The organism is Lacrimispora amygdalina, from assembly GCF_900205965.1.
GTDB lineage: Bacteria > Bacillota > Clostridia > Lachnospirales > Lachnospiraceae > Lacrimispora > Lacrimispora amygdalina_A.
On the sequence record NZ_OAOF01000006.1, the window covers coordinates 166,638 to 179,058 of the forward strand.

A 12,421-nucleotide genomic window follows, 5' to 3' on the forward strand; every position below is an offset into this window, starting at 1 on the left:
TCCCTTAAATCATGTAATTAATCAGGTCACGCTCATTTAAACCATCTTTGCGGTAAAATTCGCCGCTGACTGCACCATCCCGCATAATCAGCAGGCGGTCACTCATGCCAATCAGTTCCGGTAATTCTTCACTGATCATAATAATCGCTTTTCCCTGTTTTTTCATCTCATACATTAACTGATACATTGCTGCTTTCACTCCCACATCAACGCCTCTGGTAGGGCAATCAAGAATCAGTATGCTGGAATCAGCGGCAATCCACTTACCAAATACCACCTTCTGCTTGTTTCCTCCTGACAAAAAACGGACCGGCTGATTTATATTACGGCATTTTATTGACAGGTTTTCCACCTGATCTGTTACATACTTTTTCTCTTTTTTAAAATCAATCAAAGGCTTCTTCCAGATATTCTTCCAATAACCGGTGCTTTGAATGTTTTCTTTGACCGGCGCCATAAGTTCTAAGGATTCTGAATCCCGGTTTTTGGAAACATAGCCCATACCATGCTGAAAAGCAATAATACTGTCCTTGATAACCGTGTTGGTTTCGGTATGAATTACTTCACCGTCAATTACCTCATCCAGACCGTAGAGGGCACGTCCTAAAGCATGCATGCCGCAGTCTGACAAACCGCCGATACCAAGAATCTCACCTTTATGTAACTCCAGGTTAAAACACAGCAGATCATTTAATGTGGTAATATAGTTTGCTTTTAAGACAACTTCGTCACCATAGGGATCATTATCCATCCGGTAATAATTACCCTGAATCTCACGTCCTACCATCAGCTTTTTGATTTTATTGTCCTCAAAATCAGCTTTTTCCAGATTATCAATTACCTCACCGTCACGTAAAATTGTCAGAACGTCACAATGAGTCATCATTTCTTCCATATCGTGAGAAATTATCATTACCGACTTACCCGCATCTGCCAGCCGGTGCATAATTTTATACAGGATATCTCTGCCGCGCTGGGACAGGGCTGTGGTGGTTTCATCTACGATTAATATCTCCGGGTCCAAAGACATTACCTTTGCAATCTCAACCAGTTTGCGCTTTTGCATGTCCAGCAGTCTGGTGGGATAGGACGCATTGATATAATCAATTCCACAATCTGTCAAAGCTTTTGCTGCGGCCTTTGTCATTGCCTTTTTGCTGACAAAGGGTCCCTTCATAAAATCAGCTGCATTCCCCAGAAAAATATTCTCAGCTACTGTAATATTGTCGATTGTTCCGGCTTCCTGAACAATCATGCCGATTCCGGCTTTTGCCGCTTCTAACATTGTTTTTGGTTTCCATGGTTTTCCATGGTAAAACATCTCTCCTTCAGTAGCTGGCTGCATTCCTGCTATAATCGATGAAACGGTTGATTTACCGCTTCCATTTTCCCCTATTAACCCTCGTATTTCTCCTTTCCTGATTTGAAAATCTACATGGTTAAGGGCTATGGTTGATCCGAAGTTCTCCAGATATTACTTAGAACCGTTTAAGATCGCCGGAAATGTCTACTACATTGGTGATAAGAAGGTTTGTTCCCACTTAATTGATACTGGAGACGGCCTGATTGTTTTTGACAGTGGTTTTCAACACACGGTTCATCTGATGGTTCAGGCAATATGGGAACTTGGTTTCAATCCAAAAGATATCAAGTATCTGATTCACTCTCATGAACATTTTGATCATATTGGTGCAGCTAACGATTTTAAGGATCTTTACGGCTGTAAACTGGCTATCAGCAAGACCGGTGCGGAAATTTTCAGAAAAAGACCGGAACTTGTTTACATGGATAGCAATCCGTATCCTTATGCCTCCATTTTCACACCGGATATTGAGCTGGAGGACGGTCAGGTTATTACTCTGGGTAATGTTTCTATCCGATGTATTAACACTCCGGGACATTCTCCAGGGGTAATGTCATTCTTCTTTGACACGATTGACAATGGTACAACTTATCATGTGGGATATTTCGGTGGAGCAGGTTACAACACTCTTTACAAAAAGGCATTGGAGAACGATAATCTTCCATTAAGCTGCCGCCAGCAGTTTTTAGATTCTCTTCAAAAGGTTCGTAATGAACCAGTTGATATTGTCCTTGGAAATCACCCTCTCCAGAATGATACCTTAGAAAAAAGGAAGAGAATGCAAAACGAGCCTGGTACCAATCCGTTTATCGATTCTTCGGAGTGGGTCAATTTCGTGGATACACTTACTGAAAAATTTAATGAATTTCTTGCAGCCGGAAACTAATATAAAATCCTCAGGGGGTAATCAGAATGTCACCAATGATAATTTCAGCAATTATTTTAATTTGCGTTGTCATCATGTTTTTCAGTCCCAGATTTTCAAATTCCGCAGTCTGTGTAATAGGAACTATTGCCATGGGGCTTGCAGGATTTTTACCAGTCAAAACAGCATTCAGCTACTATACATCGTCCTCTATCATACTTATGGTAGGCATGATGATAGTCGGAGGGGAATGTTTCATACCGGTTTAGCCGGATTGCTTGGCCGTAAAATCATTGGCTTTACTGGAAAAGGAGAACGAAATCTCCAGCTGGTTGCAATTATATCCGGTTGGATTATGTCCTCTGTATGCAGTGGTTCAGCGTCCATGATGATTTTATACCCGATTTTCTGTTCTATCTGCCTTGCGGCCGATCTTTCCGTAAACAGAATTCTTCTTCCCATGTTTACAGGCATTGGTTTTGGTTCCTTTATGACCCTTGCCGGATCCGGAATGTGTTCTGCGACTGCCTCCATACTTATTGAAAGCGGATACAGAGGCTGGGATTTTCTTGAACCTGCGTGGTTTGGCTTGCCAAAAGCAGTCCTAATGACAATTGTTTTATTCTTTTTCATGCATAAAATTTTACCTTCTAACTATGTAGCACCAGATGCTGCTGAGGCGGCAAAAGCAGAAAAACTCCCCCAAAAATTAAATGGGAAAATGATGGTTTCCTGTATAATTCTTGTTGCCACTATTATAGGAATGGTTATTAATTCCCCGATTTGTCCAATGTATATGTGTGCTGCAATTGGCGGAATTGCCTCAGTTATTTTCGGCTGTCTGAATGAAAAGCAGATGTTTTCCAGTATCAGCTGGAGCACTGTTTTCTTAATCGGTGGGATGACTGCAGTTGCAAAGGGAGTTGAGGCAAGTGGTCTTGGCACTGCCCTGGCAGAAAAAATAATGTCTTTGGCAGGAAACAATGCCAGCCCTCTGGCACTCATCATTATCATCTATCTTACTACTGCACTCATAACTCAGTTTATGTCCAATAACGCATCTGCCTCACTTATGGCTCCGATTGGAATAGCAATTGCAAAATCTATGGGCATTGAGCCTTATGCATTTGTTGCAGCCGCTCTATTCGGAAGTGCCATAGGCTGTCTCACACCTATGGCGACACCAGCTCTTGGATTTATTATGGAAGGCGGTCATTATACACCAAAGGATATCTTTAAATGGGGATTGGTGGAATGTGCCTGCAGTTGTGTCGTTGCATTGATTATAATTCCTCTTGTCTGGTTATAATTATTTAAAACCACTGCTGTCAAAAATGATTGCAGTGGTTTTGCCTGTCATGATACACTAAACAGAACAAATAAAAATTACAGAGTTATTTTCATGAATTTGAAAGATTTTGAATATATCATTGAAATTACCCGCTGGGGAAGCATTTCAAAAGCGGCTGAACACCTATACATCTCCCAGCCAGCCCTGAGCAAATACTTAAAAAGGCTGGAGACTGAACTTAAGCTTCCCCTGTTCTATAAATCCGATAAACGGTATATACCAACTGCCGCAGGCGTATGTTTCCTGGAATATGCGGAGAGAATCTTAAAACTGAATTCGGAAATGGAGGAATCACTTTCTAATATCAGGGAAGAATCGCATAATATGATCAGGATCGGCGCGTCTGGCTGCAGAGGTGAATTCCTGGCTTTTTTGGTACTTCCTTTATTAAACAGGAAGTATCCACAGTATAAAACAACCATTATCTTCGACAGCAAGCTTACTCTTTCCCCTATGCTCAGCAACCATATGCTGGACGTAATACTGGTCAATACTTCAACAGAATCCTCATCTCACAATCATTATCATATTGCCCATGAGGATATGGTGCTTGTTGTTCCCTGTGACCACCCCTTATTAAAAGAGGCAGTATCTGTAAAAGGGCAGAAATACCAAAGTAAATCTTGAAAACACGTTTAAAATCTGATCTTAGTTATTTCTGCTGCTGTAAATATTTACTGACTGTCCGCTGAAAGATCTTCATGCTGCTGTCCACATTTTTATTTTCCTGCAGTATTTTGGACACCTCCCCGTCTGCCAGATTCATGACCTGCTGATACTGGAGAAGCTTGGGTTCAATGATTCCATTTTCGATAACATGGCATAAAAGCGTGCTGCTTATGACCTGCTCACCTTCATCCATGTCCTCCTGAAGGCAATCCACCCCCTCCTGGGAAGAAGCGACTGCTTTTAAAGCCGGAACTCCCTGGGAATAACGGTAGACGTCCATCTGCATCTTTTGGGTATAGGTCAGCTGCTTTAAAAACTCCCAGGCAATAGTTTCATGTCTGGTTCTGCTGCCGATTCCAATTAGCAGGGCATCCACCTTGGATATATTCCCGCCTTCTTTATCTGCCGGGAATGTGATGCAGTCCCACTGAAATTTGGTGTATTTTTTAATCCGGTACGGATAGGTTTTGTAGGTGCGGTACTCTGCGAACGTAAGAGGCATAAATGCCACTTTTCCCGCATTGAAATCTTCCTGTGTCACACTCTGGCCCTGATTGATATCATTCAGGTGTTTGATGTATTTGACTGCATCTAAGACCCGGCTGTCCGTAAAGGAAATCTGAGACTGATTATTCTCATATAATTTGCCGCCGCAGGTATATAAGGCATCCCTCCAGCTGTAATTATAGGTACCAAACTGGTCTAAAAGTCCATCCTGGTCCGTATCCTTTGTGACCTGCTGGCAGATCCGGTCCATATCTTCCCAGGTCCAGTTCTCTTTTGGCATCTCAATCCCTTCTTTTGCAAGAAGAGACTTATTTACAAACATCAGGGTTGGCACTACTTCATAAGGGAGTGCATACTGATGATCTCCGTTTCGGCCTGTATTCAAAGCGGTTGCAAAAAAATCCTCTTTGTGAAAGCTGCTGTCAGAGGACATTAAATTATCCAGGTTTTTCATAACTCCAAGGGATGTAAATTTGTCAAAGTCAGAATCCAGCACTACAAACACATCCGGCGTTTTTCCTTCCAGCAGTTTTCTTGCACACCATTCGGAGTAATCCTCTTTTGCAATTCCACTATAGTAATGTATCTTCACATTCGGATGCGTCTTTTCAAATTCTGCAATGGCACGATCCATAATTTTAAAGCTGTTGGCACTTGCAACATCCCAGTTACTGCCGGTAAACATCCCAAATTCCAGTATAATCGGCCGTTTGCTTCTAATGTAGAGAAAACAGCCCCCCGTCAGCAAAAGCAAAAGTATTATCCCGGTCAGGATGAATTTTCTTTTCTTCATAATGCGTCCTCTGTTTCCTCGATCCGTCCTTCCACCTTATTCCTCACATTGCTCTGAACTGCCCAGATCGCTAGCTGGGTCCGATCCCTTAAATTCAGTTTGTTTAAAATGGTACTTAAATAATTACGTACGGTTCCCTCTGATAAGTTTAAGGCTCCTGCGATTTCCCTGTTGCTTGCTCCCTTTTCAATCTGTGCTATAATCTTCCATTCCGCTTTTGTCAGTTCCTCCATATTTTTTTCTTTTACTGTAATGGAATAGTCTGCTTTAGCCATCTGAGAAAACAGCCGCAGTACTTTTGCAGTTATATCCGGATTAATCATCGCCCAGCCATTGTAAACAGTAGTAATTGCATTGGCCAGCTCTTCCATGGAGACTCCTTTGAGTAAATATCCGCTGGCACCGTATTTTAATGCATTGTACACATATTCGTCATCATCAAAGGTGGTCAGTATAATAATCTTAATCTGAGGGCAGCTTTCCTTAATGAGTTTTGTGCATTGGACCCCATCCATTTTAGGCATACGCACATCCATTAAGATCACGTCCGGCTTACTTTTCCGGATGCACCGCATCACCTCCTGGCCATCAGCCGCCACATCGGTAACGGTCATGTCTTTCCTGCTGTTTAAAACGATCTGCAGACTCTGGCGTATCAGTTCCTGATCATCGGCAATCAATACTTTAATCATAGGATTCTCCCCTCCGGATTGGTATTCTTGCATTTACGATAAAACCATTGCTCCCGTCAAACGTCACGGCTCCGTTTAACATACGAATCCTCTCTTTCATATGCTTGGTACCGAAACCGCTTTTCATCTCCTTACATCCAATCCCATTATCTTTAATCTGAATCAGGATATCGTCCTCTTCCATTTTCATAGTTACCCATATTTCTTTGGCCAGCCCGTGACGTATGGCATTGGTAATTCCTTCCTGAACTACGCGGTAAATTGCATTCTCTTCATCTTCACCGAATTTTAAATTACTTACCCTGCAGTCGAAATAGACCCTGGTATCCGAAACGGCATTTAAGTCGGTTACCATTTTATTAATGGCCATTTCCAGACTGAAACGTTCTAAGGCGTCCGGTCTTAATTCACTGACAGAACGGCGGATGTCTTTAATTCCGTCTCTTGTAACTTTAGATATCAGCTCCAGCTGCTTTCTTGTCTGTTCGGGCGAAGTTCCAATGATTGCAATGCAAGCATCAATTCCCGCTGAAATCCCGGTAAGTGTATGTCCCAGTGTATCATGGATTTCCCTTGCAAGACGGTTTCGTTCTCTGGTTTCTGCCATTTTTTCCGCCATAAGAGAATATTTTTGCAGCTGTTCGTTCACATCATGCAGCTTTTCATTTAACCCGTGTATCTCATCGATGTTTCCCTGCTGCTCGTTGATAATATTAACACAGTAAGTCACAAATAAGATTACATTTAAGGATATAAAGATGTTATAAATACTCAGAAAATACTGCTGTTTAGATGCGCTGTAAAAAGCAATATAATCCTGGATGGAATACAGTCTGTAGGAAATGGACAACAGTTCATAATCTGCCAGAATAAAGCTGCCAATGGCAACAGCTGCCAGTATGTATCTGGATTTTCCATTTTTAACATATAGAATTACATTGGAAAATACCAGCAGAAGAATTCCGTTGTAGTTGAAATTCAGTTCAATGATAATCGCAAAACATACGATAAAATCTGCTACCAGACTGGTTAAAATCACCTTACTGTTATTGGGAAAAAGGCGGTCTCTGATTACCATACTTAAGGTTAGAAAACCTAACAGCAGGGCACAGAGCCATATTTTAGCATAAGGATACCAGACAATGGCCTGAATTTCATTTAAGAATTCTCTTGCACCGTATGATCTGCGAATTTTTTCGATTGTAATGTATATAAAAATGCTGATTCCCATTACTGATATTATGTTGAGGATAAGGATTCCGGTCTGAAGAATTCTCATCCTTGCGTTAGATTTATTCTCTTCCATCTCTCACCTTACTGCCATCCATCGATTTCATAGTCCGCCAGATTGTCCTTTGTGATCAGGGTACTGGAAAGACTGATATATGGGTCCACCGGTTCTCCGCTTAAATACCGGTAAGCGGTTTCTGCAGCAACTCTGCCAATGGATTTAGGACTCTGGGCACTGGTTCCGGTCACATATCCCATATCCAGAATGGCCTTAAAATCAGGAGATCCGTCTACGCCGTAGATAAGAACTCCTTCCTCCCTTCTTGCCTGCTGAAGTGCTGCAAGTGCACCAAGAGCCGTGGGATCATTGCCCCCCAGAACCACATCAAAGTCTTTATTCTGATTTAAGAAATCTTCCATTACTTTGGAAGACACTTCGATTTCTCCAGCTGCCGCATGCCGGTATACCACCCGGTAATTGGGATTGCCTGCAATGGCATCGGTAAATCCCTGTGCCCGGTAGGTAATGGACATCTGAATGGGATTATCCAGTATTACAATATCCGCCGATTTCTTTCGCTTCATCATATCCAGGGCACAAAGCTGGCCTGCCTGGTAGTTGTCTGTTTCAATCACGGATATGACCAGATCCCGGTCTTTTACCACGGTATCCACGTTAATCACCGCCACACCTGCCTTTTTACAGGCAATTAATGCAGGGCGGACCGCTTCCCAGTCCACCGGATTAAGGAATAGCATACGGATTCCTTCGTCGATGAGTTCCTGAATCTGTTCATTCTGTTTTTCCTGGTCCTGTAAAGGATCTCTGGTTAAAAGTATATCTCCGTTGGCCTCCACCACTTCTTCAATCCCCTGTCCCAGAACATTAAAATAGGGATTATTCCGTGTCATATAAGTGGCTCCGAATATGAGCGCTTCGTGAGGAGGTGCTTCGTCCTTCCTCTTGCTGCAACCAGCCAGCAAAGCTGCAATCAGTGTAATTAAGAGAAATACCCCCGCCTTTCTCTTCATGTTTTTAACACCCCCGCATTTTTTATTTATTATACCACAAAAAGCGTTTCTCTTGTTATGGAAACGCTCCCTGCCTGTGGAGATTTTTAACCCTTTTTCTTGTTTCTTAAGTAGTCTACAAAAACTGCCAGAAGAATCACAATGCCTTTTACCACATACTGCCAGAATGAGTTGACATTTAAAAGATTCAGACCGTTGTTTAATACACCAATAATCAGTCCTCCGATAATGGTTCCTCCGATCTTACCGGAACCGCCCGCCATGGAGGTTCCGCCTACCACAACTGCTGCAATGGCATCCATTTCAGCCCCGTCTCCTGCAGTAGGCTGACCGGAATACATACGTGATGCCAGGACAACGCCTGCAAGACCTGCCATAATTCCGGAATATGTATGTACCAGTAATTTCACTCTTGCCGTACTGATCCCGGAAAATCTGGCAGCCTGTGCATTTCCTCCCACTGCATAGATGTGGCGCCCCAGCTTTGTCTTATTCATAATAATTGCGGTAATGATTAATACAAACACCAGGATAATGACAGGTGTGGGAACACCTCCGATATAGCCGGCACCGAGAAACTGCCATTTCTTTGTTACAACTCTTACGGGTGAACCACCGGTATAAACGTACGCCAGACCTTTCGCCACATTCATGGTGGCCAGGGTGACTATAAATGGTGGGATGGTTGTTTTGGAAATTACCACACCGTTTGCCATTCCAACTGCCATACCTACCAAAACGCCGATTAATACAGCGACAGGTATGGGAAGATTATAACGCGCCACACAGCCTGCCGCAACACAGCCGGAAAGGGCTATAATGGAACCTACGGAAAGGTCAATTCCTCCTAAAATAATTACCATGGTCATTCCGCATGCAAGGAATAAGTTTGAAGAAATCTGCCTCAGTACATTAAATATATTTTTATTTGTCAGAAATACACCGCTGGTCTTTGGAAATACAGACAGGAATATACACAGAATCAGCAGTGCACCGATAATTCCGATGTTATCTATGAAATATTGTTTTACATTTTTTTGAATTCTGGTTGTCATCTGATCGCTCCCTCTTTCCTACTTGGCTGCCAGTTTCATAATCTGTTCCTGGGTAATGTTTTCTCTATGGTGGAAACAGCCGGTGGTTTTTCCGTCACACATAACATATACCCTGTCGCTCATATTAAGAATTTCCGGCAATTCGGAAGATATCATGATAATCGACATCCCTTCCTTTACCAGATCATTCATGGCTGCATAAATTTCTGATTTTGCCCCTACATCCACGCCTCTGGTCGGCTCATCAAGAATCAGGATGTCAGGAGAAGTGGCAAGCCATCTGCTGATCATGACTTTTTGCTGGTTTCCACCTGATAAATTACCGATCAGCTGGTCCTGGGATGGAGTCTTTGTATCCATCATTTCAATATATTTTCCGGCTATTTCTTCTTCTTTTTTTTGATCGACTAAAATGCCTTTGATAAAGGATTTTAAAACTTCAATTGTGGAATTAAAGCGGACGCTCTGCACCGGATAAAGGCCTTCCTGCTTCCGGTCCTCCGGCACCAGCGCAATTTTATATTTCATGGCATCTAGGGGGGATCTGATTTTTGCCTGCTTTCCATTTACATATATTTCTCCGGACAGGCATGGCGTAAGACCGAAAATGCACTTCATGGTTTCACTTCTGCCTGCGCCCACTAACCCTGCAAAGCCGATGATTTCTCCCTGGCGCAATTCAAAACTGGCTCCTTTTACCATCTTCCCGTCTGATATGTTTTCACATTTTAATACAACTTCACCCGGTTCCTTAAAATCTCTTGTATAATACTTTGTCAGCTCCCGTCCTACCATCATGGAGATCAGCTGGTCTCTTGACGTGTTCTTTACAACCTTTGTTCCTACATAGGTTCCGTCTCTTAGAACGGTCACTCTGTCGCAGATCTGCTCCAGCTCATCCATCTTATGGGAGATATAAATAATTCCCACTCCCTTTTTGACCAGAATACGCATAGTCTCAAAAAGGAATTCCACTTCTTTGTCTGATATGGAGGAGGTTGGTTCATCCATGACAAGAATCTTTGAACGGTAGGAAATGGCTTTGACGATCTCTACCATCTGCTGCTGTGCAATGGTTAAGTCCTTGATAAAAGCAGCCGGAGAGATGCTCATATGATAATCATTTAAGAGCTTTTCTGCCTCCCGTTCCATTGTCTCATGGTCAATAAAACCGCCTTTTAAAGGTTCCCGCCCCAGAAAAATATTTTCTGCCACAGTCATATGGGGGACCAGAACCAGTTCCTGATGGATGATGGAAATTCCATTGTCATGAGAAGCATTTACTCCGTCAATGGCCACTTTCTTTCCTTCAATGAAAATGTCTCCTTCTTCTGCAATATAAATTCCGCCTAATACCTTAATTAATGTGGATTTTCCAGCCCCGTTTTCACCAAGAAGCGCATGCACTTCTCCAGGGAAAAGCTCAAAATCCACCCCCTGCAGTGCTTTGACACCGGGAAAGGATTTATGGATGTTTTTCATTTGGAGCAGAATTTTCTCACTCATATATTCACCTGCCTGTTCTTACACTGCGTGATCCATTTATGGGTCCAGTTAAAAAAGGTACCGCCTCCCGGTGCATTAAGACACGCCTGTACCAGGAGGAACGGTTCCTCTTATCTGTATTTACTGCCAGCCGTCTGTGCCATAATCCTTCACATTATCAGATGTAATCAGGAATGTTTCTACGGGATACCGGTCAGCGACTTCTTCCCCATTTAAGTAAGAGTACATAATGTTGACTGCAGAACGTGCGATTTTAACTGGTGACTGGGCGCCGCTTCCTTCGATGAGGGATTCCCCGGAAGCCATTTCTGCCTTAATATCAGGAGAACCGTCTACGCCGTAGATCTTACAGTCTTTTATGCCTGCTGCATTTGCTGCTGCCAGTGCTCCAAGGGCTGTGGGATCATTTCCTCCGAATATGGCAACTACATCACCGTGCGCCTGAAGTAAGTCTTCTGCAATCCCCATGGAGACCTCTAAATTTCCTTTTGCATCCTGCTGGGCAACGATGTTGAATTTGTGGCCTTTAATCGCATCCAAAAATCCGTTGGTTCTGTCAGTGACTGAATTCATGGTCGGAGAATCAAGTACGATGATATCTCCGCCATCCGGACATTTCTTTACTAAATCTTCTCCGCATACGAAACCTGCATTGTAGTTATCTGAGCCGGTATAAGAGATCAGATAGGACATATCCGCCACTTCCGTATCAAAGCCTACGGTAGGAATCTTTGCTTCTTTTAACTGGTCCAGTGCCGGAAGAATGCCTTCTGCTTCTGCCGGATTCATGAACATGGCATCAATTTTCTGTGAGATTAAATCCTCTACCTGGGTGATCTGGAGTGTTACATCATTGGCCGGATCCACGGAAACCAGTTCGTCTCCCTGGGCTTCAATCATTTCCCGCATGGTTTTTTCAATTGTAACAAAGAACGGGTTGGTTCCGTCCATACAGGTATATCCGAATTTATAGTGCTTGTTTGGATCTTTCTTTTTTACGTCTGCATCTGCCATGTTTACGGCAGATTCTGATTTTACTGCAGCCGTTGTTTCTGATTTTTCCTCCGCTTTCGTTTCCGCTTTTGTTTCTGCTTTTGTTTCCTCAGCAGCTTTAGTTGTCTCCGGTGCTTTTGTTTCTGGTTCCCCATTGCTGCAGCCTGCCACAGACATTCCGGCAAGTGCTGCACACATCAGAATTGCGGCAAGCTTTTTTGTGCTTTTTTTCATGGTAAGTCCTCCTTATACATTATATAATTGTGTTATATGCTGCATAATAATCATACCACTCTATTTATTTTAAAACATGTGCACAATGTAATTAGTTTTTCATTACATTTGTCATATTTAATTTGTTGCAT

The 12,421-nt window shown here is 42.7% G+C and carries 12 protein-coding genes; 4 read left to right on the plus strand and 8 right to left on the minus strand.

The window, feature by feature from the left end; translation table 11 throughout:
* Positions 1-4: 4 nt before the first annotated feature.
* Entirely contained in the window at positions 5-1,471 is a 1,467-nt protein-coding gene (locus CRO04_RS10665; RefSeq protein WP_097004225.1) for a sugar ABC transporter ATP-binding protein, read from the minus strand.
* On the opposite strand from CRO04_RS10665, the gene CRO04_RS10670 reads away from it, so the two are divergent.
* The 4 genes from CRO04_RS10670 to CRO04_RS10680 all read left to right on the plus strand — a co-directional run bounded on the left by CRO04_RS10670 (position 1,449) and on the right by CRO04_RS10680 (position 4,206).
* The gene (locus CRO04_RS10670; protein WP_097004226.1) at positions 1,449-2,249 is read left to right on the plus strand and encodes an MBL fold metallo-hydrolase; all 801 of its coding nucleotides are present in this window, start codon (positions 1,449-1,451) and stop codon (positions 2,247-2,249) included. The two genes, CRO04_RS10665 and CRO04_RS10670, sit on opposite strands and share 23 nt — an antisense overlap.
* Positions 2,250-2,275: 26 nt before the next feature.
* Entirely contained in the window at positions 2,276-2,497 is a 222-nt protein-coding gene (locus CRO04_RS26210) for a hypothetical protein (protein ID WP_166432523.1), read from the plus strand.
* Complete coding sequence (locus CRO04_RS10675) at positions 2,479-3,537, plus strand: SLC13 family permease (protein WP_166432524.1); 1,059 nt, start codon at positions 2,479-2,481, stop codon at positions 3,535-3,537. The genes CRO04_RS26210 and CRO04_RS10675 overlap by 19 nt, the downstream gene beginning before the upstream one ends.
* 93 nt (positions 3,538-3,630) lie before the next feature.
* Entirely contained in the window at positions 3,631-4,206 is a 576-nt protein-coding gene (locus CRO04_RS10680) for a LysR family transcriptional regulator (RefSeq protein WP_097004228.1), read from the plus strand.
* Between the two features lie 25 nt (positions 4,207-4,231).
* Here the strand turns inward: CRO04_RS10680 and CRO04_RS10685 are convergent, their stop codons facing one another.
* The 7 genes from CRO04_RS10685 to CRO04_RS10715 all read right to left on the minus strand — a co-directional run bounded on the left by CRO04_RS10685 (position 4,232) and on the right by CRO04_RS10715 (position 12,290).
* Positions 4,232-5,548 (minus strand): ABC transporter substrate-binding protein, encoded by a 1,317-nt coding sequence (locus tag CRO04_RS10685; RefSeq protein WP_097004229.1) that lies wholly within the window; start codon positions 5,546-5,548, stop codon positions 4,232-4,234.
* Positions 5,545-6,240, minus strand: coding sequence for a response regulator transcription factor (locus tag CRO04_RS10690; RefSeq protein ID WP_097004230.1), 696 nt, complete (start codon positions 6,238-6,240; stop codon positions 5,545-5,547). The genes CRO04_RS10685 and CRO04_RS10690 overlap by 4 nt, the downstream gene beginning before the upstream one ends.
* Positions 6,233-7,546, minus strand: coding sequence for a sensor histidine kinase (locus tag CRO04_RS10695; RefSeq protein WP_097004231.1), 1,314 nt, complete (start codon positions 7,544-7,546; stop codon positions 6,233-6,235). Before CRO04_RS10695 ends, CRO04_RS10690 begins: the two co-directional genes overlap by 8 nt.
* 8 nt (positions 7,547-7,554) lie before the next feature.
* A complete protein-coding gene (locus CRO04_RS10700; protein ID WP_097004232.1) occupies positions 7,555-8,502 on the minus strand; it encodes a sugar ABC transporter substrate-binding protein in 948 nt (315 codons plus the stop codon).
* Positions 8,503-8,588: 86 nt separating this feature from the next.
* Positions 8,589-9,557 (minus strand): ABC transporter permease, encoded by a 969-nt coding sequence (locus CRO04_RS10705; RefSeq protein WP_097004233.1) that lies wholly within the window; start codon positions 9,555-9,557, stop codon positions 8,589-8,591.
* A gap of 18 nt (positions 9,558-9,575) precedes the next feature.
* Complete coding sequence (locus CRO04_RS10710; RefSeq protein WP_097004234.1) at positions 9,576-11,063, minus strand: sugar ABC transporter ATP-binding protein; 1,488 nt, start codon at positions 11,061-11,063, stop codon at positions 9,576-9,578.
* Positions 11,064-11,183: 120 nt separating this feature from the next.
* On the minus strand, positions 11,184-12,290 hold the full coding sequence (locus CRO04_RS10715; RefSeq protein WP_097004235.1) for a sugar ABC transporter substrate-binding protein: 1,107 nt from the start codon (positions 12,288-12,290) through the stop codon (positions 11,184-11,186).
* Positions 12,291-12,421: the final 131 nt, after the last annotated feature.

What these genes read in the sequence shown, in the direction of transcription:
- CRO04_RS10715 (WP_097004235.1), bottom strand. Translation starts at nt 12,290, where the DNA reads ATGAAAAAAAGCACAAAAAAGCTTGCCGCAATTCTGATGTGTGCAGCA.
- CRO04_RS10670 (WP_097004226.1), top strand. Translation starts at nt 1,449, where the DNA reads ATGGTTGATCCGAAGTTCTCCAGATATTACTTAGAACCGTTTAAGATC.
- CRO04_RS10710 (WP_097004234.1), bottom strand. Translation starts at nt 11,063, where the DNA reads ATGAGTGAGAAAATTCTGCTCCAAATGAAAAACATCCATAAATCCTTT.
- CRO04_RS10705 (WP_097004233.1), bottom strand. Translation starts at nt 9,557, where the DNA reads ATGACAACCAGAATTCAAAAAAATGTAAAACAATATTTCATAGATAAC.
- CRO04_RS10680 (WP_097004228.1), top strand. Translation starts at nt 3,631, where the DNA reads ATGAATTTGAAAGATTTTGAATATATCATTGAAATTACCCGCTGGGGA.
- CRO04_RS26210 (WP_166432523.1), top strand. Translation starts at nt 2,276, where the DNA reads ATGTCACCAATGATAATTTCAGCAATTATTTTAATTTGCGTTGTCATC.
- CRO04_RS10700 (WP_097004232.1), bottom strand. Translation starts at nt 8,502, where the DNA reads ATGAAGAGAAAGGCGGGGGTATTTCTCTTAATTACACTGATTGCAGCT.
- CRO04_RS10690 (WP_097004230.1), bottom strand. Translation starts at nt 6,240, where the DNA reads ATGATTAAAGTATTGATTGCCGATGATCAGGAACTGATACGCCAGAGT.
- CRO04_RS10685 (WP_097004229.1), bottom strand. Translation starts at nt 5,548, where the DNA reads ATGAAGAAAAGAAAATTCATCCTGACCGGGATAATACTTTTGCTTTTG.
- CRO04_RS10695 (WP_097004231.1), bottom strand. Translation starts at nt 7,546, where the DNA reads ATGGAAGAGAATAAATCTAACGCAAGGATGAGAATTCTTCAGACCGGA.
- CRO04_RS10675 (WP_166432524.1), top strand. Translation starts at nt 2,479, where the DNA reads ATGTTTCATACCGGTTTAGCCGGATTGCTTGGCCGTAAAATCATTGGC.